General features: G+C 42.3%; 23 protein-coding genes. 14 read left to right on the top strand and 9 right to left on the bottom strand.

The window, feature by feature from the left end:
• The first annotated feature begins 253 nt into the window (after positions 1 to 253).
• Complete coding sequence (locus BM156_RS00870) at positions 254 to 1,150, top strand: aldo/keto reductase (RefSeq protein ID WP_093917930.1); 897 nt, start codon at positions 254 to 256, stop codon at positions 1,148 to 1,150.
• A gap of 8 nt (positions 1,151 to 1,158) precedes the next feature.
• Positions 1,159 to 2,829 (top strand): AMP-binding protein, encoded by a 1,671-nt coding sequence (locus BM156_RS00865; protein ID WP_244525702.1) that lies wholly within the window; start codon positions 1,159 to 1,161, stop codon positions 2,827 to 2,829.
• A 188-nt stretch (positions 2,830 to 3,017) separates the two neighbouring features.
• On the opposite strand, the gene BM156_RS00860 is transcribed toward BM156_RS00865, so the two are convergent.
• Entirely contained in the window at positions 3,018 to 3,674 is a 657-nt protein-coding gene (locus BM156_RS00860) for a DUF2461 domain-containing protein (protein ID WP_093917929.1), read from the bottom strand.
• A gap of 256 nt (positions 3,675 to 3,930) precedes the next feature.
• On the opposite strand from BM156_RS00860, the gene BM156_RS00855 reads away from it, so the two are divergent.
• The 11 genes from BM156_RS00855 (at position 3,931) to mgrA (ending at position 16,195) form a co-directional block, all read left to right on the top strand.
• Complete coding sequence (locus BM156_RS00855) at positions 3,931 to 4,602, top strand: 2-C-methyl-D-erythritol 4-phosphate cytidylyltransferase (RefSeq protein WP_093917928.1); 672 nt, start codon at positions 3,931 to 3,933, stop codon at positions 4,600 to 4,602.
• Between the two features lie 221 nt (positions 4,603 to 4,823).
• Positions 4,824 to 5,450: a TetR/AcrR family transcriptional regulator gene (locus tag BM156_RS00850; protein ID WP_093917927.1), complete on the top strand. Its 627-nt coding sequence runs from the start codon at positions 4,824 to 4,826 to the stop codon at positions 5,448 to 5,450.
• The gene (locus BM156_RS00845; RefSeq protein ID WP_093917926.1) at positions 5,440 to 6,786 is read left to right on the top strand and encodes a TolC family protein; all 1,347 of its coding nucleotides are present in this window, start codon (positions 5,440 to 5,442) and stop codon (positions 6,784 to 6,786) included. The genes BM156_RS00850 and BM156_RS00845 overlap by 11 nt, the downstream gene beginning before the upstream one ends.
• Positions 6,787 to 6,797: 11 nt before the next feature.
• Entirely contained in the window at positions 6,798 to 7,949 is a 1,152-nt protein-coding gene (locus BM156_RS00840) for an efflux RND transporter periplasmic adaptor subunit (RefSeq protein ID WP_093917925.1), read from the top strand.
• 35 nt (positions 7,950 to 7,984) lie between these two features.
• Positions 7,985 to 11,425 (top strand): efflux RND transporter permease subunit, encoded by a 3,441-nt coding sequence (locus tag BM156_RS00835; protein ID WP_093917924.1) that lies wholly within the window; start codon positions 7,985 to 7,987, stop codon positions 11,423 to 11,425.
• A gap of 193 nt (positions 11,426 to 11,618) precedes the next feature.
• Positions 11,619 to 12,632 carry a tRNA dihydrouridine synthase DusB gene (gene dusB, locus BM156_RS00830; protein ID WP_093917923.1) on the top strand — a complete coding sequence of 338 codons (1,014 nt, stop codon included), beginning with the start codon at positions 11,619 to 11,621 and terminating at the stop codon, positions 12,630 to 12,632.
• A complete protein-coding gene (locus tag BM156_RS00825; RefSeq protein WP_093917922.1) occupies positions 12,629 to 13,012 on the top strand; it encodes a YkvA family protein in 384 nt (127 codons plus the stop codon). Before dusB ends, BM156_RS00825 begins: the two co-directional genes overlap by 4 nt.
• Before the next feature lie 107 nt (positions 13,013 to 13,119).
• Positions 13,120 to 13,455: a YXWGXW repeat-containing protein gene (locus BM156_RS00820; protein ID WP_093917921.1), complete on the top strand. Its 336-nt coding sequence runs from the start codon at positions 13,120 to 13,122 to the stop codon at positions 13,453 to 13,455.
• A 132-nt stretch (positions 13,456 to 13,587) separates the two neighbouring features.
• A complete protein-coding gene (locus BM156_RS00815; RefSeq protein ID WP_093917920.1) occupies positions 13,588 to 14,343 on the top strand; it encodes a sulfite exporter TauE/SafE family protein in 756 nt (251 codons plus the stop codon).
• Positions 14,344 to 14,357: 14 nt separating this feature from the next.
• On the top strand, positions 14,358 to 15,068 hold the full coding sequence (locus tag BM156_RS00810) for a class I SAM-dependent methyltransferase (protein ID WP_093917919.1): 711 nt from the start codon (positions 14,358 to 14,360) through the stop codon (positions 15,066 to 15,068).
• Positions 15,069 to 15,205: 137 nt separating this feature from the next.
• Positions 15,206 to 16,195: an L-glyceraldehyde 3-phosphate reductase gene (gene mgrA, locus BM156_RS00805; RefSeq protein WP_170846813.1), complete on the top strand. Its 990-nt coding sequence runs from the start codon at positions 15,206 to 15,208 to the stop codon at positions 16,193 to 16,195.
• A 67-nt stretch (positions 16,196 to 16,262) separates the two neighbouring features.
• Here the strand turns inward: mgrA and BM156_RS00800 are convergent, their stop codons facing one another.
• The 5 genes from BM156_RS00800 to BM156_RS00780 form a co-directional block, all read right to left on the bottom strand.
• The gene (locus BM156_RS00800) at positions 16,263 to 17,450 is read right to left on the bottom strand and encodes a hypothetical protein (RefSeq protein ID WP_093917917.1); all 1,188 of its coding nucleotides are present in this window, start codon (positions 17,448 to 17,450) and stop codon (positions 16,263 to 16,265) included.
• A gap of 147 nt (positions 17,451 to 17,597) precedes the next feature.
• Complete coding sequence (locus BM156_RS00795; RefSeq protein WP_093917916.1) at positions 17,598 to 18,707, bottom strand: Gfo/Idh/MocA family protein; 1,110 nt, start codon at positions 18,705 to 18,707, stop codon at positions 17,598 to 17,600.
• A gap of 246 nt (positions 18,708 to 18,953) precedes the next feature.
• Positions 18,954 to 19,874 (bottom strand): hypothetical protein, encoded by a 921-nt coding sequence (locus BM156_RS00790; protein WP_093917915.1) that lies wholly within the window; start codon positions 19,872 to 19,874, stop codon positions 18,954 to 18,956.
• A gap of 91 nt (positions 19,875 to 19,965) precedes the next feature.
• Positions 19,966 to 22,317 carry a TonB-dependent receptor gene (locus tag BM156_RS00785; protein ID WP_093917914.1) on the bottom strand — a complete coding sequence of 784 codons (2,352 nt, stop codon included), beginning with the start codon at positions 22,315 to 22,317 and terminating at the stop codon, positions 19,966 to 19,968.
• Positions 22,318 to 22,534: 217 nt separating this feature from the next.
• Positions 22,535 to 22,891, bottom strand: coding sequence for a hypothetical protein (locus BM156_RS00780; protein ID WP_093917913.1), 357 nt, complete (start codon positions 22,889 to 22,891; stop codon positions 22,535 to 22,537).
• A gap of 75 nt (positions 22,892 to 22,966) precedes the next feature.
• On the opposite strand from BM156_RS00780, the gene BM156_RS00775 reads away from it, so the two are divergent.
• Complete coding sequence (locus BM156_RS00775; RefSeq protein ID WP_244525701.1) at positions 22,967 to 23,359, top strand: DUF3859 domain-containing protein; 393 nt, start codon at positions 22,967 to 22,969, stop codon at positions 23,357 to 23,359.
• On the opposite strand, the gene BM156_RS00770 is transcribed toward BM156_RS00775, so the two are convergent.
• From BM156_RS00770 to BM156_RS00760, 3 genes are read right to left on the bottom strand one after another with little or no spacing between them, the layout of a single operon-like run.
• Positions 23,360 to 23,653: a hypothetical protein gene (locus BM156_RS00770; protein ID WP_093917911.1), complete on the bottom strand. Its 294-nt coding sequence runs from the start codon at positions 23,651 to 23,653 to the stop codon at positions 23,360 to 23,362.
• 2 nt (positions 23,654 to 23,655) lie between these two features.
• Positions 23,656 to 24,510 carry a DUF3108 domain-containing protein gene (locus BM156_RS00765; RefSeq protein WP_093917910.1) on the bottom strand — a complete coding sequence of 285 codons (855 nt, stop codon included), beginning with the start codon at positions 24,508 to 24,510 and terminating at the stop codon, positions 23,656 to 23,658.
• Entirely contained in the window at positions 24,449 to 26,314 is a 1,866-nt protein-coding gene (locus BM156_RS00760; RefSeq protein ID WP_093917909.1) for an Ig-like domain-containing protein, read from the bottom strand. Before BM156_RS00760 ends, BM156_RS00765 begins: the two co-directional genes overlap by 62 nt.
• Positions 26,315 to 26,336 lie beyond the last annotated feature (22 nt).

Genomic DNA, 26,336 nt, shown 5'->3' with positions numbered 1-26,336 from the left:
GTATTGTTTTATATTGAGGACTTAAATATCTGATTTTGTATTTGGTTGGAATTCAGATTTTTCGGAATCAATCTTTTTTAGAATCAGTTTGCTCTGAACAGGGGATATAAATTATTTTTTTGATGAGATTTATCTTAATTAATAAACAATCTTAACAAGTGTCAAGGGTAGTTGAATTTTGATTAGGATGAATGAGCTCGAAAGAGCATTTGTTTTGTGCTGTGGGTTTGTTTGAAACAAAAAACTGAAGCCGATGAGAAAAATTGATAGACGTAAATTTGTTTGTGAAGGGATTGCTGGTGTGACTGCGGTTTCTGCAGGAATGCTTTTGCCAGGTTTTCAGGGAGTAGGTTCAGAGACTGTTGATCAGGTTCTTCTGGGCGAAACAAATATGCAGGTTTCGCGACTTGCCTTAGGTTGTGGAACCAATAGCTGGGCCCGAAAGTCAGTATTTACCCGTGCTGGCTTGAGTCAGTTTTTAAAAGTTGCCAGACATGCTCATGAACGGGGTGTCACTTTTATCGATACCGCAGACCTTTACGGCACACACAGCTTTGTTCGGAACTTGTTTGAAGAAGTTCCACGCGAAAACTTCCAGTTGATGACCAAAATTTGGACTGAAAATAACGATTGGAATACGGTTGCTTCGGTTGATCAAACGCTGGGACGTTTTGAGAAAGAGCTGGGAACAGATTATTTTGACATTGTCCTGTTGCACTGCATGACCAATGGACAATGGATAACGGAGAAAGAAGCTTTCCGGGAGCAGCTGAGTGAAGCCAAGCTTCGAAAACAGGTAGGGAAGGTTGGAGTTTCCTGTCATAATATTGATGCGCTTCGGGTGGCGGCAACCGATCCGTGGACCGACATCATCCTGGCGCGAATTAATCCAGCTCAGGCAAAAATGGATGGAACTCCGGAAGAAATAATGGATATTCTGAAAACAGCCAAAAATAATGGAAAAGGGATTATTGGAATGAAGATATATGGGGCTGGTGATTTGACCAAAGAGGAACTTCGTGAAAAATCACTTAAATTTGCTTGCCAAAGTAAAAACATCCATGCGATGACGATTGGCATGGAAAAGACAGTATATGTTGATGATACTGTTGAACGCATGATGCGATTAATGAAAAGAAATTCTGGCTGACAGAATTCATGGAGAAATATCTTATGGACCAACAAATTACTCCTGAAAGCTTGATCAAGCTTTACCAGGAATCACTACTTCAAAATTGGGATTTACCTTTGTTTTCTGATTACGATGGAATCAGTTACCAGTATGGCGAAGTAGCTCAAAAAATCCATCAAATTCACCTTTTCTACAAAGCAAGTGGAATTCAAAAAGGCGATAAAATTGCTCTTCTTGGAAGGAACTCCTCCAACTGGGGCATTGTTTTTTTAGCAACATTGGGGTATGGAGCTGTCGCTGTTCCAGTATTGCCGGACTTCAATCCATCCGATGTACACCACATTGTCAATCATTCGGAATCTAGTTTACTGTTTGTAACGGATGCTCTTTTAGAGAAACTGGATCTTGAGGCAATGGGCGACTTGAGAGGCATTATTCGGCTAAACACCTTTGAGCTTGGAGGAACTCCGAAGAAGGCGTTGAAGGATGCTTGGAGTCAAAGTTTGAGAGAAGGAAGTGTTCAGCCAATTTCTCCAACTGAGTTTCAACTGGAAGAGTTAGCACTCGAGGATGCTTGCGTCATTTCATACACTAGTGGGACGTCTGGATTTACCAAAGGAGTGATGGTGCCCGTTCGAAGCCTGTTATCCAATATTGTATTTGCCCGTGAGCATATGCCTTTAAAATCGGGCGACAGAATTGTTTCTTTTCTGCCGATGGCGCATGTCTTTGGACTTTTATTTGAGTTTTTGTTCCCGGCAACCTTGGGCTGTCACATTACATTTTTAACCAAGGCTCCAACGCCACAAGTAATTATTAAGGCATTTGCTGAAATTAAGCCGCGCCTAATTCTGTCGGTGCCTTTGGTGATTGAGAAAATTTATAAGAAGCGGATTCAGCCAGCGATCGAAAAACCAAGCATGAAGTTTCTGCTTAAGGTACCGATTCTGTCTTCGGTTATTCGGAAGAAAGTTCGCGAAAAGCTGGTTGAAACCTTTGGTGGTTGTTTTCACGAGATAGTGATCGGGGGAGCTCCTCTAAGTAAGGAAGTTGAGGTGTTCTTTCGCAAAATTAAATTTCCTTTTACAATCGGTTACGGAATGACTGAGTGCGGTCCTCTGATTTCGTATGATGCGTGGCAAACAACGCAGCCTTCGTCAGCCGGAAAATTGGTTGATCGGATGCAAGTTCGGATTGATTCTGATGATCCTTATCGCCAAGTAGGCGAAATTCAGGTGAAAGGGATGAATACCATGCTGGGTTATTATAAGAATGAGGAAGCCACGGAGCAAGCTTTTACTGAAGACGGTTGGCTGAGAACCGGTGATCTGGGGCTGATTGATTCTCAAAACTACATTTTTATCAAAGGGCGTAGCAAGAATATGCTGCTGGGGCCATCCGGACAAAACATCTATCCAGAGGAAATAGAGGCTAAGTTGGGCAATATGTCTGGAGTTCTGGAGAATGTTGTGGTTGAGCGTGATGGCAAATTGGTTGCTTTAGTTTTTCCTGATTCTGAGCTTGTTGATGCAGAGCAAATGGATGAGGAGGCTGTGAAAAAGCTGATGGACCACAACCGAAGGGTTGTGAATAAGGAACTGCCCAAGTACAGTCAGGTTTCGCAGATTGAAATTGTTGAGGAAGAATTTGAGAAAACACCCAAGCGGAACATCAAACGATATTTATATACCTCTTAAAATGAAGAAATGCCGGATGTAAAATCCGGCATTTCTATTATAAAATGGGTTGATTGGGAAGAAACTATTCTATTAGTTAATTCAGGCTCAGGTAAAAATGTAACCCAAATTTCTTGAGAATTGTATGAACTGAACGTTTTTCGTGATAAACCCCCCTTCTGACACAACGAACGAAAATATATTGTTCATTAGTTTTTGTCCAAACTGGCGTTTAAATACTGATTTACGCGAGCTAATTCCTGAAAAGCGTCGACAATTAGCCCAACAAAATCTTCTCCGAGTACTTTTTGATCATTCACTTGGAAACCAAATGCGTAAGATTTGGGGCGGAGCAGCTCGATCTCTTCAAAATCTTTCGGAAACCCTTTGGGGGCTGTTTTCAGCTTTTCGCCTTGAATTTCAGGAAAGTATTTTTTGAATCCAGGTGCTTCAATAATATCCTTAAAGTCTTCGGGATGTTCAAATATTTCAGAGCGAATAGCCTTGAGTTCCGGTGGTTCGGGACACCAAATTCCACCTCCCAAAAATGAGTTGCCAGGTTCAATATGAACATAGTAGCCTGCCCGTTTGCTTTTGCGTCCACCGCGGGCAATAAAACTGCCCATATGGGTTTTGTAGGGGGTTTTATCGTTTGAAAAACGAACGTCTCGGAATATACGGAATAAACAATCTTTTGGAGACAACAATGGGATTTCCGGATCAATTTTGTGGATTTCCTGAATAAGTAGTTCTGTAAAGAAAAGCATGTGTTCTTTGCTTTCTTGGTAGCGATCGCGATTGGCATCAAACCACTCTTTGTTGTTATTTTTTTGAAGATCTTTCAGAAAAGAGATAATTGTTTTCATCGATTTAATTTGTTTTTGTTTTCAATGGATGAGTGAGACATTCTCCTTTGTTAGCAAAATAGGAGATACAAGTATCTTTTGGATTTGTAAATCCAGTTTGTTGAAGATAGGGAATGTTTTTGAAAACATCGCACCGGATTTGGATTTTGAATGCTACTTTTGTGTTACTAGAAAAGGGAATGAAAATTCATCGATAGTTCCCTGTCTGAAGAGCAGGTAGGCTTTGAATGCAAGCTCAATAAACAATTTTAAAGAGATGAGAAAAATTGCATTAATCGTAGCAGGTGGTCGAGGATTGCGCATGGGAGCCGAAGTTCCGAAGCAATTTATTGCTTTGGCCGGAAAGCCAGTTTTGATGTGGACCACTGAATGTTTTACCAAGTTTGATCCCGAGGTTGAGCTTGTTTTGGTCTTGCCGGCCGATCAGTTTGAGGTATGGAAAGCCCTTTGTCAGGAGTACAACTTCAAGTTGCCTGTTCGGTTAGTTGAGGGGGGAGCTACCCGCTTTCAATCGGTTAAAAATGGATTGGATTCAATCAGCGGAGAAGGCATTGTTTTTATACATGACGGTGTTCGCCCACTGGTTTCAAAAGCAACCCTTGAGAATTGTTTTAATTCAGCTATGGAGCAAGGGAATGCTTTACCGGTTTTTTCTGTGGTTGAATCGTTACGAAAAGTTACTACTTCGGGCTCACAACATATTGATCGGAACCAGTTTCGCTTGGTACAAACACCACAAACGTTTGTGGTTTCTGGTATTCAAAAGGCCTATCAACAACCTGAAAGTGATTTTTTTACAGATGATGCCTCGGTTTATGAAGCAGCCGGAAATACCATTTGCTTGGTAGATGGAAACCAAGAAAATATAAAAATTACGACTCCGGTAGATTTGAAAATTGCTGAGATGTTCTTAAAGACAGAATGTTAGGTAGAACAAGACTTTCCCAGACCGTTTTTTCATATTTCTTTTTTCTCCATTCCTCGACTTATTTCGGTGTTCACCGATTCTTGTATCAATAAAATTTGATGATGAAATAGCTTTGCATGTCGGAAGAATAAACATGTGGTGTGTTAATTTTTTGTAAACGATGGAAACTTTTTACATCTTTTTAGTTTCCAGAGGGTAATTCAAGTTCTATATTTGTTGTTATGGCAGAAGATAAAAAAGCGTATATCCTGGGACAGGTTGGGCAACTGTACATGCGACATGGCATCCGAAGTGTAACAATGGATGATGTAGCCGCTGAGGTAGGAGTCTCCAAAAAAACCTTGTATCAGTTCTTTAAAGATAAGGCGGATCTAGTGGATCAAGTAGTAACCGATGTTTTTATGCGGGATGAGGTCTTTATTTGTGAAGAGCGGGAGAAGTTGAATGCAATTGATCGTTTTTTTTGGATCCGGGAGCACATCGTTAAGATGCTCAAGATGGTTCATAACAACCTCGAATATGATTTAAAGAAAGGATATCCTAAAGTTTATCGGAAAATTATCAATTATAAACGAAAGTGGATTTATACAGATAATCTTGACATTATAGAACGCGGGAAACGAGATGGATTTTTTAGGAAGGAGCTGGATAGCGATTTTGTCGCCCGGCTGGCAGTAGGACGTTTGCTGTTCGTTTTCAATCCGGATAATGAGGTGTTTAGCAATGAAGAGGTGAGGGACATTCGGTTGTTTGACTTGATGATGGATTACCACATGCATGCAATTTGTACAGAAACAGGCTTGAAATACTACAAACAACAATTAAACAACGTTCAGAATGAAAACTAAAACGAAACAGCTATTTACCTTGCTGCTGTTTTTGTTGCTTGCTGGCTATGGGCAAGCGCAAGATGATCTGAAGTTTACTTTAGCGGAAGCTCAAGCTTATGCGCTAAAGAATTCTTATGTGATTCAAAACAGCGGACTTGATGTAGATGCGGCCCGAAAAAAAGTGTGGGAAACCATTGCCATTGGTTTGCCACAGGTAACGGGTGAAGCAAACTACACAAACTTCTTAAATCTGCCGGTATCACTTATCCCGGGGCAATTCTTTGGAGAAGATGAGGGAACTTACGTTCCCGTAAAATTTGGTCAGGATTACAACTCAGACTTTGGCTTTACTGTGAACCAGCTAATTTTTGATGGATCCTACATTGTGGGAATTGGCTCGGCTAAGATTTACCTGCAAATGGCAAGTCAAACCAAAGAGAAAACAGAGATTGACATTAAACATGCCGTTGCTCAGTCTTATTTCATGGTCCTGACGGCGGAGGAAAACCTCAAAGTCATGAGGGAAAATCTGACTAACTCTCAAAAATTGGAGAGTGATACGCGTGCTTTATACAACAATGGATTCTCCGAAGAGCAGGATGTGGATCAAATGAAGCTGTTGGTTCAAAAAGCCGAAAATGAGATCCTTAAAGTTGAAAGGGAAATCCGGGTTGCACGAATTGTGTTGAAATACACGATGGGCATTGATGTTGATGAAACGATTGAATTAGCCCAGTCGTTGGATTCTTTCCTCGATCCATTGTTGGCAAAGAATGAGCATATTGCAGGTTTTGACTACACCTCGCACATTGATTTTCGGATGCTGGAAACTCAGCGTCAATTGAAAATGAAGGAGCTAAAGTTGGAACAGTCTGCTTATTTGCCGAGGCTTACAGGTTTCTACAACTGGTCGAAAACAGCTTATGGAGACAAAGCAAACTTGTTTAAAAACAGCGTCCCCTGGTTTAAGTCTTCGATGTGGGGATTGACGCTCTCACTCCCGATTTTTACGTCGGGGCAACAGCATGCCAAGGTGCAACAGGCACGACTGGCTTATCAGCAGTCTGAGAATGATCAACGACTGGCAGAGCAAACCCTGCAAAAAGATTATTTGTCAGCTATTGCCGACATCGAAAGTGCCGTTGATCAGTTCGAGAATGATGTTGACAACAAGCAGCTTGCCAAGCGGATTTACGACAAAACAACCGTAAAATACAACAACGGGATCAGCAGTAGTGTCGAGTTGTCGCAAACAGAAACACAGTACATTCAGGCCCAGGGTGCTTGGGTGGCTTCGGTCATTCAGCTACTGAATTCAAAAATTAACCTGGACAAAGCGATTGGAAAACTATAAACAATTAAACGATGAAGAAGACTCAAATCGAAAGAAAACGGATCAATCAACTGGCAGCGATTGTCATGATTGTTATTCTGGCTGCCTGCTCAGCCGGAAATGCCGAGAACGATAATAAAGCGAAGGAGGCTCAACTTAAAGCATATAAACAAGAGGTGCATGATCTGGAAATGAAAATTGCAGCGCTGGAAAAAGAACTGAAAGCAGATGCTACAGTTGACAAAGTGCAGGTAGTTTTACAGGAATTGCAAACTCAAAAATTTGAACACTTTATCGATGTTACCGGAAGTGTTGAGGCTGACCAAGAAGTAAATGTCAGCCCGGAAGCTTCAGGGAAAATCCTTGAAATCACCGTGAAAGAAGGTCAGCGCGTTCGAAAAGGAACGGTATTGGCAATTCTAAATTCAGAAACGATTGACCGGAACATCGAGGAAGTAAAAATTAGCTTAGAACTGGCTCAAACAACCTTCGATCGGCAAAAGAACCTGTGGGAGCAAAACATTGGTTCGGAGCTACAATTCTTACAGGCAAAGTCAACAAAAGAAGCATTGGAGAAACAATTAGAAAGCCTCAAAGCCCAAAAAGACCTGTCGGTAGTTAAAGCTCCTGTGGATGGAACCATCGATGTCATTTATCAAAAGCAAGGACAAATTGCCAGTGCTCAAATGCCTTTTGCCAAATTGGTTAATATCCAGAAAATTAAAGTTTATGCTGATGTGGCTGAATCATATCTGACGAAGATTAAAGAAGGAGATGATGTATTGATCAGTTTTCCGGCAATCGAAAGAGACCGGAAAACAGATGTGTTGATGATTGGAAACTACATCGATCCAAACAACCGGACTTTCCGGATTCGGATGGACCTTCAAAATCAGGATAAACTCATCAAACCCAATATGGATGCGGTGGTTACCTTGCGTGACTACGTGGCTGATGAAGCGATCGTTATTCCTTCTTTGCTGATCAAAGAAGATTTTAAAGGCACATATACTTTTGTTGCTGAGTCCGAAGGTGGAAAGCTCCGTGCCCGGAAAGTTTATGTTGAAACTGGGGTAACCGATAACAACATGACCGAAGTGAGAAGTGGTTTGAAAGCTGGAGAACAAGTGATTGCTGAAGGATTTAGCCAGGTGGTTGATGGAAGCTTGCTTCAGGCAAATTAAAATGTTCAGAGTCATTTAGCTGAAAAAACAGAAACATGGACAAAGAAAAAGTTAGCGAGAATACGCAAAACATAACACGAAAATTTAAACCTGTCTACCTGGCCCTGAAGAATAAAACGACTGTTTATATTCTTACGCTGATGCTGGTGATCTTTGGTTTGTTTTCGTACAACCAAATGCCGCGGGAGTCATTCCCCGAAATTGTCGTGCCCTACATTTTTGTGCAGACAATTTATCCGGGAAACTCGCCGGTTGATATTGAGAACCTGATTACCCGCCCCATTGAGCAAGAGCTTAAAGGAATGGACGGGGTGAAAAAAGTCTCTTCTGCTTCCTACCAGGATGTGAGTACTATAGTCGTGGAATTCAACACCAATGTTGAAATTAAACAAGCCCTGCAGGATACCAAAGATAACGTGGACAAAGCACGCTCTGACTTGCCGGGGGACTTGGAGAATGATCCGTTGGTGCTGGATCTGGACTTCTCGGAATTCCCGATTTTGAACGTCAACATCTCGGGTGACTTTAGTATGCGGGAGTTGAAAGACTATGCCGAGATTCTTCAGGACGAATTTGAAAGTCTGTCCGAAATTTCGGAGGCGACTATCCGAGGGATTGATGATCGCGAGATTCAAGTAAACGTTGATCCGCACAAATTGGAGGCTCGTGGAATGACCTACGAAGACATTGCGTTGGCGCTTCAGCTAGAGAATGTGACCATTGGTGCCGGTGAGTTTACCGCTGACGAGACTCGTCGCGTAGTGCGTACGGAGGCGGATTACACCAACATGGATCAGATTCGGAATACCATCATTAAACTGAATGGCGGGAAGCCGGTTTACATTCGCGATGTGGCCGATGTTGTTGATGGGTACAAGGAGAAGTCGACTATTTCGCGATTGGACAATAAGCCCGTAGTTACCTTGGCGGTAACCAAAAAAAGTGGCGCCAACATATTGGAAGCAACGGCTAAGGTGAACCAGATACTGGAAGAACAAGTGGAGCGAGGTTATTTGCCTCAAAATCTGGAAATCACCGTCACTGATGATATGTCAACCTATGTGAAGAATGAAATTGCAACGCTGGAAAACAGCATCATCTTGGGGATGATCTTGGTGATCTTTGTGCTTTTCCTCTTCTTGGGATTCCGGAATGCCCTGTTCTCCGGCTTGGCCATTCCTATGTCAATGTTCTTATCATTCATTATCCTGGAGCAAGCTGGGGTGACCCTGAACTCCATGGTGTTATATGGATTAATCCTGGCGCTAGGGATGTTGGTTGACAATGCCATTGTAGTGGTTGAAAATGTTTACCGCCTGCATGTGTTGGGCTATTCAACCTTAAAGGCAACGAAGAAAGGGGTGAGCGAAATCGCGTTCCCGATTATCTCATCCACATTGACGACTTTGGCAGCTTTCTTTCCACTGATGTTTTGGGAAGGCATTGTTGGTGAGTTCATGAGTATTTTGCCACAAACACTGATCGTGGTGCTGGCTTCATCGTTATTTGTTGCGCTGGTGCTGAATCCGCCGTTTATTGCACGCTTTATGAAAGTTGATGATATCCGGCAGAAAGTAGATTGGAAGAAATCATTTAAGAATGCCGGGATTCTGACTGCTATTGCTGCAGTGTTCTATTTGATCGGAGTTTATCTGCTTGGAAATATTCTGATGACAGTGGCTCTGTTGATGGTATTGAATGTCTTGATTTTTCGACCAACAGCACGCTGGTTCCAGTTGCGTTTCTTGGTGTGGTTAGAGAATCTTTATGAGCGTCAGTTGCGACGAGCATTAACCGGATGGAAACCGATCCTTTATTTTAGTGGAACCTTTATTCTATTGATTGTGTCAATCTGGTTCTACAGTGTGCGCCAGCCGAGTGTGGTTTTCTTTCCAGAAACCGATCCGCAAACCATTTATGTAACCTTGGAATTGCCCCTGGGAACAGCAATTGATAGAACCGATGAAGTATCCCGGAAGGTCGAAAGCATCATCAATACAACGATGGAGCCGTACATGGGGATTGTAAAATCGATTACCACTTCGGTGGGGAACGGAAAAGGAGGCATGTTTGAGAATGAGCAAAGTCCGAACAAATCGTTGACCTCCATTTCGTTCGAAGAATACAAGTTGCGCGGGGATATCAATACCTCGGATATCATGAAGGAGCTAACAGCTAACTTGTCGGGCTTTGTTGGTGCGAAGATTTTTGTGGAGCGCGAAGATCAGGGACCGCCAGTTGGAGCTGATGTAAACATCGAGGTGACAGGGGACGACTTTGACCAGCTCATCAAAATCACTGACGACTTCATGAATATTATTAATGAGGATAATATCCAGGGAATTGATGAATTGAAGCTGGATATCAACGTGCATCAGCCAGAGATGCTGATCAAAGTTGATCGTGAAAAAGCACGCCGTTATGAGTTGTCAACTCAGCAAATTGCGATGACCTTGCGGAACTCGCTTTATGGTTATGATGTTGGTGATTATAAGGATGGTGAAGATGAGTACGATATCTTCATTCGTTTGAAAGAAGAATACCGGAATGATGTATCAACCTTGATGAATCAAAAATTGATGGTTGAGGGAAACAAGATTCCGATTTCAGCTGTAGCTGATTTTGAATATTCATCAACCTATGATAAGGTTAACCGGATTGACTTTAAGCGGGTGATTACCATTAGCTCGAATGTGGTTGAAGGGTATAATGCCAATGAGGTGAATGACCGGATCAGGCAGTTGTTGGTTGAATACCAAATGCCTGAAGGTTATGATTACGAATTTACCGGTGAGCAGCAAGAACAAGACGAAAGTAGCCAGTTCTTGATATTTGCCCTGTTGGTTGCTGTGGCTTTGATTGGATTGATCATGATTACACAGTTTAACTCGTTTATTCGTCCGGCAATTATCATGATGACTGTACTTTTCAGTACCATTGGGGTATTCCTCGGACTAGCCATTTTTAAAATGGAGTTTGTAATCATCATGACCGGAATTGGAATTATCTCGCTGGCAGGTATTGTGGTAAATAACGGAATTGTATTGATTGACTACATTGACCTGATGCGAAAAAGAAGGCGTGAAGAGTTGGGAGTAAGCGAAGGTACCTTCCTTCCTGTTAAAGATGAAATTGAATGCCTGGTTATGGCAGGAAAAACCCGTTTACGTCCGGTATTGCTGACGGCTATCACGACAGTGTTGGGGCTAATTCCGTTAGCGGTAGGATTGAATTTCGATTTCATTACCTTGTACACGCATTTTGATCCGGATTTTGCCCTTGGAGGTGAAAGTACTGCTTGGTGGGGCCCCATGTCATGGACTGTAATATTTGGGTTAACCTTTGCTACTTTCCTCACCTTGTTAATTGCTCCGGTGATGTACATGTTAACCATTCGGATTAATTATCGCATCAAAAAAATGTTGCGCATATTGCCCGAAGAAAATAAAGAACACAAACCACAGGAACAAGTGTAATTATTATATAGAACCATATAGAAGAAAGGCTTCATCCACAACACGATGAGGCCTTTTTTTATTGATGAAGGTCTAAGTGTTGTTCTTTGAATCCCGCGAAAATTGCTAAATCATCAAATTGAGTAGCGATGATGTAGTTGGTGTTTTGAACAATCACATAGTTTGTATCTTTGTGCTCTAAAACTTTTGAATTGTGAAGATTGGATCGATTGATTTAGGAGAAATGCCCTTGTTCCTGGCGCCGATGGAAGACGTGACGTACAAATCGTTTCGTTACATGTGTAAAAAGTATGGGGCTGATGTGATGTACACGGAGTTTGTGTCGTCTGAAGCGTTAATACGAGACATTGCCAAAACCAAGCAGAAAATGCACTTGTTTGATTTTGACCGGCCTGTGGCGATCCAAATCTATGGGTACGATATTGATTCGATGGTTCATGCTGCACAGCGAGTCGAGGAGTTTCAGCCTGATTTTATCGATATCAATTATGGCTGTCCGATGAAGAAGATTGTTCGTAAAGGGGCTGGAGCAGGCATGTTACAGGATTTGGATAAAATGCAGGAGATGACAGCAGCCATTGTTAAAGCTGTTTCGTTACCTGTAACAGCTAAAACGCGTTTGGGCTGGGATGAAGATTCAAAAGTGATCATGGACGCGGCATTACGTTTGCAGGATGCTGGGGTAGCTGCTCTGGCAATTCATGGGCGAACCCGCAAACAATTATATACCGGAGAGGCTGATTGGAGCCTGATTGCAGAGGTGAAAAATAATCCGGCCATCAAGATCCCGATCATTGGCAATGGGGATATCAATGGGCCGGAAAAAGCCGGCGAGTTTTTGAATCTGAGTGGGGTTGATGCCCTGATGATTGGACGGGGAGCCATTGGTCGTCCTTGGATTTTTAAGGAAGTAAAGCATTACTTGGCTACCGGTGAAGTATTGCCTGCTCCTACGGTTGAAGAGATCGTGCAGAATGTTCGTGATCAACTGCAAATGTCCATTGATTGGAAGGATAATGTACGAACGGGTGTTTTGATGATGCGGAGGCATTTTGCCAAATATTTCCCGGCTTTACCCGATTTTAGGCAACACCGGATTAAGCTGTTGCAAGCCATAGAGTTGGAAGACGTACAAGCCACACTTAATGAAATTGTTGAACACTATGGCGATATGCGGGTTGATTATACAAACGCGAGTTTAAAATGAACGAACACGATTACAAACGGTTTTACAGTGATCAATCATTTCAACAGAAGTTGCGGGATTTTGCTAAAACAGCCGGTATTCAGGTTGCCTATGCTGCCTTGTTGCTGTACTACCTGATGAAAGATCCTTCGATTTCATTCAAGACCAGGCTGACGATTGCTGCAGCTTTAGGTTACTTCATTCTACCAACTGATGCTATTCCAGACTTAGCTCCATTAGTGGGCTTTAGTGATGATCTTGGTGTATTGATCTTTGCTCTATCTCAAATCAGTAGTAACATTACGCCTCAAATACAGGAAAAGGCTAAAGACCGGCTTCGATTGTGGTTTAAAAACATCGACGAATCGAAGCTGGATGAACTTCACGATAAGATTTTTTAGAATTCTAAAACCCCCGTTTTTACTGGCTTTCTCATATAAAACATAGTTTCTGTTTATGTTTTGGCATTGTTTTTGATTTTTCATTCGAAACAAAAAGCCTCAATGCCATGAAACGAACCTTGCTTATTCTTGTTGTCGGGTTTTCAGCGATTGTATTATCGCAAGGTATTGCAAAAGCCCAGGTTACGGTAGAGCAGAAACCGACACCTCCGGAAGTTAAGTTACCGACTCCGGAGAAACCCGGACCCGATTATCAGCTTATCCCAGGGCATTGGATTTGGCACCGTCCTTCGAAAATGTATGTTTGGGTAAGTGCACGGTGGGTTGAGAAAAAGGAGAATAGGCAGTGGAATCCGGGGCATTGGCAAAAGCAAGCCAGAGGCTGGAAATGGATTCCTGGAAAATGGGAAAAGATAAAGCGGAAACGCTACTTTTTTAAATAGCTTACTCGTGTTTTTGTATACTTGTTTGTACGTGTTTTTTTGGGTGAAAGGCCGGCTTAGTCCGGCCTTTTTTCATTTCAACTTCTTCCAATCGGCCCAACTTTATTACTTTTGTGAGGCTAAACAAACAAGATGGAATTACTCAGTCCTTTCGATTTAACTTCTTTTCAGTGGTTTTTAATGGCGCTATGTGGAATGCTCATAGGGATGTCCAAAGTAGGCGTTCCGGGGGTGTCGATGCTGGTAGTACCAGTCCTTGCCTTTTTATTTGGAGGCAAGCAATCCACTGGAGTTTTATTACCCATTTTGATGATGGCTGATCTTTTTGGTGTGGGCTATTATCGTCGGCATGCACAATGGAGCTATTTGGTGAAGATTTTACCTTGGGCTTTCGTGGGTGTGGGCTTGGCTTTGTGGGTTGGCGAGATTGTTAATGATGAACAGTTTAAGGACTTAATCGCTATTTTAGTGTTTGTTTGCATTGGACTGATGCTTTGGAAAGATCGGAAAAAGGGGCAGCAGGTATTTCCAGATAAATGGTGGTTTGCGGCATCAATGGGACTCTTAGGTGGCTTTGCTACGATGATTGGTAATGTCGCAGGTCCTATTTTTGCGATTTACCTCTTGGCGATGCATTTACCAAAGAACAATTTTATTGGCACCTCAGCCTGGTTCTTTCTGATCATCAATTTCTTTAAATTTCCACTGCATATTTTGGTTTGGAAAACGATTAGCTGGAGTAGCTTAACAACTAACATTTTGACGCTTCCGGCCATTGCTTTGGGAGCTTTCCTTGGCATCTGGTTGGTGAAAAATATTCCGGAGAAAACTTACCGGGCTTTTGTGATTATTGTCACAGCTGCTTCGGCTTTTTTACTACTGATATAAAAACAGCATATGGCATGAAACAACTACAAGAATTTTTCAAGGATCAAACGATTCAAAGCATCCTCGATGTTGGATGTGGGGCTGGTGATTTTATCAAGGTACTAAACGATACATTTGGTTCGGAAACGCAGCTTTTAGGAATTGATCCGGGAGAAGTGTGGTTGCGAGAAGCGCGCGCACGATTTCCGCAAGAGAACATGGAGTTTCGCTGTATGCATGGAGAAAAGCTGGCCTTTGAAAATGATCAGTTCGATTTGGTGAGCATATCCAATGCTTTGCATCATTTAGCACAGTTGGAACAGACTTTGGCAGAGATGAAGCGGGTCGTTCGATCTAGTGGTTGGCTAATTGTTAATGAGGTGATTGATGGGGAGTTAACCGAAGCGCAGCAAAACCATCGGATGCTACATCATTTTAAGTCTTATGTCGATCGTTTACATGGTATCACGCATCGGCCAACGTGGACGGAGCAGGAAATTATGGATTTGGCAGAAGCCAATGGCTTGCAGGTTAAACATGCCTTCCTTCATTTAAAAATGAAACAGGTTAATCATGATGAGTTGTTTTTAGATGATAAGTATCGGCAGATGGAAAGTCTTTTGGAAGAGCTGCAGGGACGTCCCGAGTTTGATGAGAAAAAAGATCAGCTCCCCTTGTTTAAGGAGCGTTTAAAGCAACATGGTTTCCATTTGGCTCCTCAACTATTGTTGATTGCCCAGGCTTGATTTTAAGGTCGGTTTCTTGTTGATGTCGAACATCTGGAAGGCTGAATTGTTCCAAGGGAAACTCATGAGTAAGACGGGAATATTTGTTAATTTCGTAGAAATGAGTTCGAACTAAATCAAACCAAACAATAGTAATCATGAATTATTTAGCAAACGAGAATCGGTATGATTCAATGAAGTATAACCGCTGCGGACGTTCGGGCCTAAAGCTTTCAGCTGTTTCGTTGGGCTTGTGGCACAACTTCGGTGGTGTTGATGTATTTGAGAATGGCCGGTCCATTTTTAGGCATGCTTTTGACAATGGCATCACTCATTTTGACTTGGCCAATAATTACGGGCCACCCTATGGCTCAGCAGAAGAAAATTTTGGAAAGATTTTTAAGCAGGATTTTAAGCCTTACCGTGATCAATTGGTGATTTCGACCAAAGCCGGTTACGATATGTGGCCTGGTCCCTATGGGAACTGGGGAAGTCGGAAATACTTGCTTGCCAGCCTCGATCAGAGTCTACAACGCATGGGGCTGGATTATGTCGATATTTTTTATTCACATCGCCCAGATCCGGAAACTCCACTGGAGGAAACGATGGGAGCTCTTGCGCAGGCTGTGCGTCAGGGAAAGGCACTTTATGCGGGAATCTCAAATTACCCGGCTGATCGCACTCGTGAGGCAGCCAAAATTTTACGGGATCTTGGCGTCCCCTGCTTGATTCATCAGCCAAAGTACTCGATGTTTGAGCGTTGGGTTGAAGAGGGTTTGCTGGATGTGCTGGAAGAAGAGGGTATTGGATGTATCCCATTTTCACCCTTGGCTCAGGGATTGCTAACCAACAAGTACTTGAAAGGTATTCCGGAAGGTTCAAGGGCCGCAAAATCCTGGGGCTTTTTAAAAGCAGAACAGGTAGAGCCTGCAATTGGCAAAGTGCAGAAGCTAAACGAATTGGCTGAGCAACGGGGACAAACACTGGCCCAGATGGCTTTAGCCTGGATTTTGAAAGATGAAAGAGTCACTTCGGTGTTAATTGGTGCCAGTTCGGTGCAGCAATTAGATGATAACATCAGCATGCTTAATCAGCTTGATTTCAGCCGAGAAGAACTTGATTTAATTGAGTCTATTTTGAAAGACTAAACAATACTACAGAAAAGCAGGCTAAATAACTTTTAGCCTGTTTTTTTATGGGTAATTATTTTAGCTTTTACTCTTGATTTGCGTGCTGTATTGAGTTGTTGTATTTGAATGCATACTGGCCGTTCCAGTTTAGAATCAAGAATAGTCCGGCCAAAAGAAGCAAGCCAACAAGAATCAAATCACCTTTAAATTCAATCACTCCCAGGTTTTCGGATAAGTGATACAAGGTTTGTGGAATGGCCATAAACAGGGCAATTCCAGTGTAGCTCCATGTTGTTGGGAAGGAAATCAGTACCACAGTGTAGAGTACGGGGTATATGAAGATATCCAAGATCGAGTAGCTTGCAGTCATGAGCATGGCCCAACCTTTGATGAAATTAGGGCTTTCAGAAGATGAAAAGAGTGCCGTTAAACAACAAATAGCAAGAAGTAAGATGATTGTAGTTACTACCTTTTGGAAGGTATTATAGCGTGGTAAGTAAAGCAATCCAACGGCAGTTATAATTCCTGTTAGTCCGGTTAGTGCGTATGGTAGGGAAGCACGAAAGTTGGGCAATGTTGTATCCTTAATGATGACGCTAAAGCGGGAGTGAAGAAGTGAGTATAAAAGAAGGAGCAGGAATGCACTACCAAAAACCCACAGTGGATTGATTCGCAAGGATTGATAATTGACCTTGAATTCAAGCGGTGGTTGATTTTGGTAATAACGATAGAAAAGCGCTCCGCCAATTGCCCATAAGATCAAGGACGGTACTCCTGGAGCCAAGTTTTGAGAAATATATTTGCTAAAAAGCTCATAGCTAAGTGGCGATAAGAAAGTAGCCAGGTTGATTAGGAGAAATAGCAGGATGAAAATTCGATCATCAAAATATTTGTAGTTTTCTTGACTGGTGAATAGCTGAACCAACACGTTAACTTTTATAAATGCTCCGGTTACCAAGAAAAGGCTTATCCCAGTCATAACCACAAGCGGTTGAGGAATCAAACACAGGCCTATTCCAATGAAGATGGGAATAAAGTAGATCCATAGTTTTTGTAGAAATCGATTGAGAGGAATAAAGATGGCTGCAGCGATCAACCCGATTAGGGGGATGTATTGAAATAGTTGAGACACTTCCAGTGCATCGTCTTTACTAAATCCGAAGCGATCTATAAAATGAAGAAAGCCTCCTGCCCTTAAAGAGTAATAGGTAAATTGGACCAGGCAGTACAGCAAAATTAAGATCCAAGTTTTGGAATTGAGTAGGCGTTTCATTTTGTTTTTTGTACCAAGATAAAAAGTGGACACAATGAAGCGAACTTTATTTTTATGTTGTAAAGCTAATTGGTGTGACAGAAAGAGTGGGACATAGGGTAAATTGTCTTGATCCTATCTTTTTGAATGAACTTATTCGTCTTATTCCTACTCCTTTAGCTTGATGGTTTTATTTTGTTTGGCGCTGCGGATAGCTGCGTCCAGAATTTCCATGACCATCAGGTTATTCTCAAGAGATGATAAATCGTTGGGCTGCACTTCAATTTTGTTTTTGACTACGGCTGCCAGAAACGAAAAGGGATCGTGATAAGGAGCTTTACGCTTTTCGAGTTGATAGCTTTGCTTGTCGTAGCCATCGTAGCCCTCAGCAATACGTACGCGAAGGTCGCTGCTATTATCAGCATAAATCACGCCTTTGAGTCCATAAATCTCCATATCCTTTCTTCCGATAGGCCAGTTCCAGGAGGCTTGAATGACACCAACGGCTTGGTCATATTGCAGCAGGATGATGGCTTCGTCATCTACTAGGGGATTGTTTTCGGGCTGAAGCTGTTGCGTGATTGCTGTAACTGCGTTAGGTTTTTTGCCATCCATTAGCCAAGTGATCAGGTTGGCTCCATAGCATCCAAAGTCGGTGATGGCGCCACCTCCATTTAAAACCGGATCGGTCAGCCATTCTAAAAACTCTTGGTTGACCCCGATCTTCTTGGGGCCTTTGTGTCCATCGCGAACAATGATTTTTCGTGTTGCGCCAACAACATCTTCTTTCTTTAAAAGCTCATAGGCTTGATGGTTGGTCGGGTACCAGGTGGTTTCATAATTCGTAAGCAGGTGGATCTGATGTTTTCGGGCCAAGTCTGCCATTTGTTGGGCTTGCTTCAGGTTGGCTGCTAAGGGTTTTTCAACCATCACATGAATTCCTTTTGGAGCAAAGGTTTCAACGACTTTTAAATGATCGTAAACACTGCCAAAAGCCGTTACTGCTTCTGGTTGGGTGTTTGCCAATAGCTCATCCATGGAGCTATAAACCAAATCCATCGAATAGCCGTGCTGCTCGGCATATCTTTGGGCTAGCTCCCGGTTGGGCTCAACAATTCCAATGATTTGAATATCGCCTTGTTTTTCACTCCCAAAAATCCAATGTACATGAGAATGTGTCAGTCCAATGACTCCAACTTTTAACGGTTCGTCTTGTGCCAACAGGTTTCCGGCTATTAATTGGAATAGGACTAGAAGAATAGCAAGTTGTTTAAACATGATCGTCGGTTTTGCAGTAATTTGTAATGACAAGTAAGTGTGCAATGTACAAATTTGCCGAGCTGTTTTTCGATTATTGAGAGTATTAATTTGGGAGAACGACCATTTAGCCGCAGAAATATCGAAACAATTCCAGGCGTAGAATGCATAAAACCAAGGAAATGAGCTAATGGCTATTTTTTCTCAGAGACGGGATGTAATACAGTTGTAATCAACCGTATCAGGAGCTATCCAAGTGTTGGAAGCTTATTTTTTAAAGCTGAACTTGGTGGTGCCAATGTTGCTTCCGTCTGCAAATACATCAACCGTATATTCGCCCGGAATTAGAGCTTGTTCGCCATTGTTATCCCAGAAAATATTAACCGGAAGGTCATTCCCTTCATAGGTAACTTCACGCATGGCAGAATAAGGAATCCGCAGGTCTTCGAACCGGAATAGATCGTTCTTCGACTTCATGAGTAGAATTTGATCTGGCCGCTGAATACGGATGTAAATATTTTTGGCACCTCGCTTGGCTGTGATATTTTTTCCTAGAGTAAAGTTCACCTGAATTTTTTCCGCTTTCTTGCTGTTGTTGACATCATTCCCACGACTGTTAATTCCGTAGGCAACTAAGCTTTTAGCTTCAAGAGTTGCGGCTTTTTCTACCCGTTGTGAGAGACGTTCTTTCTCTTTTTCCAGCTTTTTCTTTTGATTTTCGATTTGCGCATACTCCTGTTTTACTTGCGCATTTTCTTCCATCAATTCCTTATTTCGGCGGTTCAAGGAGTCAACCTGAACAATGTAGTTTCGCATAATTCGACGCAGAGAGCCAACTTCTTCACGGTAGCGCTCAATTTGTTCGTAGCTGGCCTTTTTTACTTGGCCAACTTCCAGCAACAAGTCTTTAACTTTGGTTTGAGCTACAAATAATTGAGAATTGATGGTGTCGTTGTCAGTTTTCAAGCTGTCGTAGTTCTGAACCATTTGGTTCAGTTCTATCTGGATGGAATCTTTTTCGGCATTCAAGGAGCGCATAATCTGTTTGTGTTCGCCACGTTGCATAAACAGCAGCACGACAACAACAATTAAAATGACACTCAGAAATATAACAATCAGATTGTTACGTCTTTCTTTGTCGGTTTCTCCCAGCGAGAATTTTTTCTTCTTTTCGACCGAATCGCTCATACTTCCAGAATTTTAGCTAAAATGACAACGCCCACAAAAATAGTATTATTTTGTGGGCGGTCAAATAATGAAGCGTTATGTCTGTTGGTCTCTAGAAAATGTTTCCAATTTTAAGTCCAAAGTAGATGGTTCGTGGTGATAGCGGGCCATAAATGTAGCCTGGATCCCGGTCGATACCGTGGTCGAAATCATCTTGATAAGCATCAAACAGGTTCTTGACACCTGCGTATAATTGAAGCTGTAGATCTCCTGAAAGTTCAATATTTTGACTCACTTTCATTCCCAGATCAAAGAAGGAATCGACTTCGTTAAGTTGACCATCTTCGGGTTTATCCAAGGTGTTTCCAAAATAGGGGATTAACATTTTTCCAGTATAGTTGCCGGTTAATGAGGCTTTGAATGAAGCGACAGGAGAGTAGCTCATCGATAAATAACCATAGCTGTCTGGAGTCCGGAAGAAGCGACGTTCATTGAACTCTTGAGGTGAATCGTATTCACTTTTTTGGAATGTTAATCCCGATTGGAACATCCAGCGCGCACCAGGAGAAGCGTTAAATTCAAGATTAACACCTTGTACTTTGGCGCCATCTTCAGCATTGATTCTGGTGTAAACCACCTCTCCCTGCTCGTTTGGTGTTCCGTATTCGTTGGTGAATGGATTTTCCAATACGGTGTAAAAGCCTTCGGCTAGGAACTGGGTTTGCCAGCGTCCAAAGTCTTGTGAAATATCGATTGAAAAAGTCGCACTGTGCGAGTTCTCCTGTTTCAGGTTAGGATCGTTTTCATGAGTAACCCGGCGAGCTCCTGAAGTTTCGATATGCAGGTCTTCATCAAAAATTTGAGGAGCGCGATAGCCTTTGGCAAAGCTCGAACGCAGCTGAATTTTATCGGTCAGGTTATACAATACGCTTGCACGCGGACTGAAAACGTCACCATCAATATCGCCACTGGATCCTGCTTTGTCTGAAATTGCGTAGTGTTCCACTCTAAATCCGAGGGAAAAACGCCATTTATCATTGACCCATTCGTTTTGAGCAAAGAATCCTACTGTGTTAACTTCCTGATCGGCAATCGTGGTTGTTTCGACGTGTTCCATGGTTTCCAGGTCAAGATAGCCTAGCTTTTTATCTGTCAAAGCATCGCTTGTCATTTCAAGTCCCATCACTAATTCTGAAGGGGCAAACAAAAGTTTTTCGATATCGCGGTGGTATTGCGAACCAATCGAATAGGCAAGATCATCAGTATTACCGTAGGCTGATAAGTCTTGTTCGGCTCCGTAATAGGAGCCACGTTCTACCCATTGGGCTGCCGCAAAGAAACTGAGTTTATCATGATCGCGCATGAAGTGATCGAAGGTGAGGTTGGCCGAATTGATCTGGTGATCAACAGCCTCTGAAATGTCTGCTTCGTGGTTGGGCAGGTCAAAATCATTTCCTCCCCGTCGCGATTCGTTGATGAAAAAGTAATCGAGATTGATTTTAGATCGCATTCCTAAGCGTTGGAAAAAGCTGGCTCCAAACGTACTGTTGCTGATTTTGGACATCTCAGAATAACCATCGTCATTGGCATCGTAAGGATCGCGCTCACGTTTAAAACCATAAAAGCTCATGCCCGAGCGAAAATCATCGCTTACAATTGATCCGTTCATACTAAGGTTGAAATCTGGCGTTGCTTCTGAGCCGATCAGACCCAACGAGCTGTTGATGCTGTAGGTGTCCTGAACGGGTTCTTTGGTAATTAGGTTGATGGTGCCGGCAATGGCATTGCTGCCAAATAAGGCGGAGCCTCCTCCACGAACCACTTCTACTCGGTCAATCATGTTGGCAGGAATCAGTTCCAGTCCATAAACTCCTGCTAAGCCGCTAAATACAGGGCGGCTGTTAATCAGAATTTGTGAATAAGGACCTTCCAAACCGTTCATCCGAACTTGGGTGAACCCACAGTTCTGGCAATTGTTTTCCATGCGCAAACCCGGCGTGAAATTCAAGCCTTCACTTAGGGTGATACTTTGAGTGTTCTCAAGTAATCGAGGGCTGATGGTACTAACAATGGTGGAAGCTTCACGACGCGATTTCTCACTTCGGTCTGCCGTAATCACGACTTGCTCAAGCCCGATCTGGTCGGGATCTAATTCTGCGATGAGGGTGATGGGTTTGCCAATTTTAAGTTTTACTTCATAGGCTCGACTTTCATAGCCAACCGCTGAAATAACCACTTCTTGAGTTCCTTCAGGAGCCCCAACTAATTTGTAGTGCCCAGTAGCATCAGCAGCAGTTCCTACTGTCGTTCCTTTTATAAGAATGGTTGCAAATGGGATGTGCTCTCCTTCAGAGCGAACATCGCCAAAAAGCATGGTGTCCGTAATTTTTCCTTTGGGTTCGTCTTCAGAATAAGACACAAGGTATACCAGTGACATAACTGCCACAAGAAGAATTTTCTTCATAACAAGTTGTTTTGGTTTTTTATAGATCCCTGACTGGATCAATAAAATATCATCAATGAGTAATTTGGAGTTCTTTCGATCGCTCTAAAGAACTGCGTCTGTTTTTTTTATGACAAAAGTATCGGGTGGATGCTAAGCTTACAATCCCCAAATGTTGGGATTTGAATAAGCTACAATAGTGATTATTTTACATAGTTTGTGCCCGAAGAGATGTGCTTTAACTCATTGGAGGTCCGCGAAGATCATTGAGGTTGATGATTTCAGAAGTTGGACAAAGCGGAATAACAGCATAGAATAAGTCGGTGATAATCACATCGGAAATAAATCGTTGAATGGGCTCCGAGGTGTCCAGATAGTCCAGAAAAAAGGCCTGGTAATAACAAGTTTCTGATTTCGAGTGGTGGTGATGCTGCTTGGCGTCTTTTTTGTGATTAAAGGGGTGAGCATGCCTGACAATCATTCCATTTGACAGAACGTGCAAGTGCATGTTCATCATGGAGTTGACCAGTAGGAATAGGTAAACAGGCAACACCAAAAGAATAAATACTTTTATATATTTGCGCAGCGTCAGCATTGAGGATGCAAAGATAATGCTCTTTTTTATTTTGAATGATTCTTAATTGGTAAAAACAAAAAAGTTAACATACCATTGGCAAAGAAAAAGATCGATATAGAGCTATATAGTTATGGTCAGTACACAGAGTGGGACCGAGGAAGTCGAAACCTGCCCAAAATCGTAAATATTACCGATACGATTGAAGCTGAAATAGGTACCGAGTTTGGCTATATTCTGAAAATACGTAAAGCGAAAGGGAAGAAACTGGAGTTTCGGATTATTCATCCACCGTTTAAGGATGATGCGGGAGTTGTGATGCCTGATTTTATGGGAGAATATTATATCAACAGCAATGATTACGTCTTTTTTCTGGGCGATTGCATTTGGGAGCCATTGGAAGATAAGTTGGGGGAATGGCGCTTAATCACCTACCTCGATGGGCAGGTGATTGCTGATAAAATTTTGAAGTTGATTTCAAAAGCTTAATTAAGCTTCTTGCTCAACCAGTTTGCCTAAGGTGGCATAAGCTTCATCGCATGCGCTAAGCAAATCTTCGCTAATTTTCCGGTAATGGCTTTTGGTTAACTTCGGATTGTCTTTGCCATCCGGATGATTGGTACGCTGACGAAGCTCCGAGCGCTTAGTCATAATTTCTTCAACGATCTTTGTTGCAGCTTCTTTGTCTGCCTTGTCAAAATAGCTGATGTATTGAAAACAATCAACAACGACCAGCGACACCAAATAGTCGATGTCTTTCTTTAAATTCCGAACACTTGCCATAATTATTTAATTTCTGACGTTAATGGATATTTTATATGTTCCAGGTCGGTTAAAATAGCGTTTACTGAACCCACCACAATTTTGGTTTCAACTTTAATTGGAATCCGGTTTTGGTCGGCTGTAAACCAAACATCCATATGTTCACCGTCTGGGAAGAAATCGCCTCCCAAGAGCTTGATGACCACATGGTGGCAGTTAAACTTTCGGCCATTGCGCGTTTTAACTTGTTCCTGACCTTCGTAGCGAAAGTACAAATCTTCGGTCTTGTTATCAACCAACATCCGAAAATTTACTTGTTTTCCCTTTTTTAACTGTTCAAAGTTATAGTTGCGGAAAGCATAAACCGTACTCAACATATCGGCTGTTGATGGTTTCCAGATCAACTCATCGCGAAAAGGCTTAGCATCTTCACGCTTGATGTAGGAGCTGATCTTGTTTTCATCCGAATTGAAAGCGTACTCGTGTAGGGTTGAGCTTTTCCCATGGTTTACTTTCCGGATGAAATAATCAGGGGCAAAATCAACGAAATTAACCCGGCTTTCAAAGGTGTCACGCACAGTATAAAATAGGTCGTAAGCCTTAAAGGTTTTCCCGGTAGCCAAGAAATGCCATTGCTTGTTTTTATTGTGCTTTATGGTGTCGGTTGTGAAGATTACTTCGCCGGCATTAACCCATAACAGGTGCCAGTGGTAATAGGCTCCATACGTTAGCCTTTCTCCAGCTAAAAATGCGTTCTCCGTTGATTGCGCCTGTACTTTAGGGCTAATCCAACCAAATGCGAGCAAAAAGAGAAGGCTAGAAATTACGGCGTCCCGAACGTTGCGATTGCTTCTTCTTGGCTTTCTCTTTGTTTTCATCAATTAGTTCTTTTTCGTATTGAACCATTGGTAGTACCCAACCTTCTTTTACTTCGAAGTTAGACCGTAGTTTGAGGATTTTGGAATAATACATTACTCGTTCTGGTTGAAGTCCTTCATCCAGGTTTCCGGTATCCCATTTACCATTATCATTCCTGTCAAATACCAGGCGGATCTTATATTTGTCCGGTTCAAGGAAAGGAAATTCAATCTCACCGTCTCCTTTTATTCTAATTTCCTGAAGTACTTTTTCTTCATCTGAATTATCTAGCAGCTGTACAATTCCTGGTTCGTTCAACCCACCAATCGCCAATATAATTTTTGCATAGTGACTTTCTTCCTGAATGGTGAATTTTTGATTGATTTCGTTGGAAGGGTGACCAGAATAGTTGTAGGCAGCAGCCGAGTCAACCTTTAAACGGTAGGTTTGCTCGAACTCCCATGGGTGATGGATGTAAAACTTTCGTTTCGATAAGGAATCTTGCCACATCTCAAACTCAACGGTTTCTTCCAAGGTATCCACTTGCTGTACCAACTGAATGGCATCCCAGTTAAAGCGTTCCAATGGTTCCGGTGTTTCTAAAACAATATTGCGATACACATCATACCCCTGACCCTTCAAGTTGTTTTTAAAGGTGATGTGAGGAATCGGTTCTGGTTTGTCGTCATCTTTCTTGCGACGTCGTCTGTTGTTTGTACTTTCTGGTTTTTTATAAAAGAAATCGAGTGTATCATGTCGCATAACCAGATTGTTCAAGCTGTCGGCAACCTGGTATTGAATGGCCATCAAAATGGTATCTTGCTGGCTTAATACGGTGTCGGTCAACCAAATCATCAATGAGTCTCGAGTTTTGTTGTATTCGATATAGCTCCATGGCTCCTTGCTCGGTTCTGGTTGAAGGAGCTCAACTTGAAATGAGTCACTCAGCGATTCAGAGAAGTACAGGTTGAGCATATTCGCTTGGTCCCGTTTATTATTATCCAAGTATTGACTGAACGACTCTTCCTCGAAAAGCATAAGAAAGAAAGGCGTTTCCAAGGCATCTTTCTGTTTCGTTGAGACACTGACCGTGTCTTCTGGATTTGTTTCGGTATCGTAGCCTGGAAGATTTAAATCTTGCGGGATGATTAACGAATCAACAAAGGCGATTTGTTCCAATTCCTGGTTGTACGTTAAGCTGTTGTCTGCGTCCAGAACTGCATATAATCGGTAGGTTCCCGGAGCAATGTTGCTTATGATGTAAAATCCTTCTTCATCGGTTTTTGCGATGTAGTCAGGAATGCTGTCCTTAAAGGCATCTATTTCATGTAGGGAATGCAACATAACCAGAGCACCTTCAACGGGCTCCAGATTCTGAGCATTTTTGACATAGCCACCAATCATCAAGCTGTCAAAGTCGGCTCCAGTGCTGAACGAGAATCGAAAATCTTCCAGTGGATTTTTTTCGTTATTGTCTTTTATGGCATCTTTAAAATCGAGGGAATAAGTCGTGTTTTCGCGTAAATCATCCCCTAAATCAATGATGAGTGTTTTGGACTTAGAGCGAATCAAAGGGCGTTTTTTCAGGGGAGGTGATACCACCAATGCTTCTCGAAGCTCATCCGTAATGACAAACTCATTAAATGTTAGTCTTATTTCAGACTCTTGAAACATCCGGGCATTAAATCCAGGTTCTGTTTTAATAACGACCGGAGGAATGGTGTCTTTGTCACCACCCGAAGGCATTCCAGGATTGGCACACGATGTTGTGAACACCAGATAGGCTACATAAGCCAATATCAGTATGGGGAAAATTCTTTTCATTGTCTTTAAATCCGTACAAACA

This window comes from Sunxiuqinia elliptica (genome assembly GCF_900113005.1).
GTDB lineage: Bacteria > Bacteroidota > Bacteroidia > Bacteroidales > Prolixibacteraceae > Sunxiuqinia > Sunxiuqinia elliptica.
The sequence above is the reverse complement of the archived record's forward strand: the minus strand, read 5'-3'. Positions and strand labels throughout refer to the sequence as shown.

Bases quoted from the DNA above. Each gene is read 5' to 3' on its own strand.
- BM156_RS00835 (WP_093917924.1), top strand. From the start codon at position 7,985: ATGGACAAAGAAAAAGTTAGCGAGAATACGCAAAACATAACACGAAAA.
- mgrA (WP_170846813.1), top strand. From the start codon at position 15,206: ATGAATTATTTAGCAAACGAGAATCGGTATGATTCAATGAAGTATAAC.
- BM156_RS00810 (WP_093917919.1), top strand. From the start codon at position 14,358: ATGAAACAACTACAAGAATTTTTCAAGGATCAAACGATTCAAAGCATC.
- BM156_RS00820 (WP_093917921.1), top strand. From the start codon at position 13,120: ATGAAACGAACCTTGCTTATTCTTGTTGTCGGGTTTTCAGCGATTGTA.
- BM156_RS00825 (WP_093917922.1), top strand. From the start codon at position 12,629: ATGAACGAACACGATTACAAACGGTTTTACAGTGATCAATCATTTCAA.
- BM156_RS00865 (WP_244525702.1), top strand. From the start codon at position 1,159: ATGGAGAAATATCTTATGGACCAACAAATTACTCCTGAAAGCTTGATC.
- BM156_RS00845 (WP_093917926.1), top strand. From the start codon at position 5,440: ATGAAAACTAAAACGAAACAGCTATTTACCTTGCTGCTGTTTTTGTTG.
- BM156_RS00850 (WP_093917927.1), top strand. From the start codon at position 4,824: ATGGCAGAAGATAAAAAAGCGTATATCCTGGGACAGGTTGGGCAACTG.
- BM156_RS00770 (WP_093917911.1), bottom strand. From the start codon at position 23,653: ATGGCAAGTGTTCGGAATTTAAAGAAAGACATCGACTATTTGGTGTCG.
- BM156_RS00800 (WP_093917917.1), bottom strand. From the start codon at position 17,450: ATGAAACGCCTACTCAATTCCAAAACTTGGATCTTAATTTTGCTGTAC.
- BM156_RS00795 (WP_093917916.1), bottom strand. From the start codon at position 18,707: ATGTTTAAACAACTTGCTATTCTTCTAGTCCTATTCCAATTAATAGCC.
- BM156_RS00870 (WP_093917930.1), top strand. From the start codon at position 254: ATGAGAAAAATTGATAGACGTAAATTTGTTTGTGAAGGGATTGCTGGT.
- BM156_RS00815 (WP_093917920.1), top strand. From the start codon at position 13,588: ATGGAATTACTCAGTCCTTTCGATTTAACTTCTTTTCAGTGGTTTTTA.
- BM156_RS00855 (WP_093917928.1), top strand. From the start codon at position 3,931: ATGAGAAAAATTGCATTAATCGTAGCAGGTGGTCGAGGATTGCGCATG.
- BM156_RS00790 (WP_093917915.1), bottom strand. From the start codon at position 19,874: ATGAGCGATTCGGTCGAAAAGAAGAAAAAATTCTCGCTGGGAGAAACC.
- BM156_RS00780 (WP_093917913.1), bottom strand. From the start codon at position 22,891: ATGCTGACGCTGCGCAAATATATAAAAGTATTTATTCTTTTGGTGTTG.
- BM156_RS00860 (WP_093917929.1), bottom strand. From the start codon at position 3,674: ATGAAAACAATTATCTCTTTTCTGAAAGATCTTCAAAAAAATAACAAC.
- BM156_RS00765 (WP_093917910.1), bottom strand. From the start codon at position 24,510: ATGAAAACAAAGAGAAAGCCAAGAAGAAGCAATCGCAACGTTCGGGAC.
- BM156_RS00785 (WP_093917914.1), bottom strand. From the start codon at position 22,317: ATGAAGAAAATTCTTCTTGTGGCAGTTATGTCACTGGTATACCTTGTG.
- BM156_RS00840 (WP_093917925.1), top strand. From the start codon at position 6,798: ATGAAGAAGACTCAAATCGAAAGAAAACGGATCAATCAACTGGCAGCG.
- BM156_RS00760 (WP_093917909.1), bottom strand. From the start codon at position 26,314: ATGAAAAGAATTTTCCCCATACTGATATTGGCTTATGTAGCCTATCTG.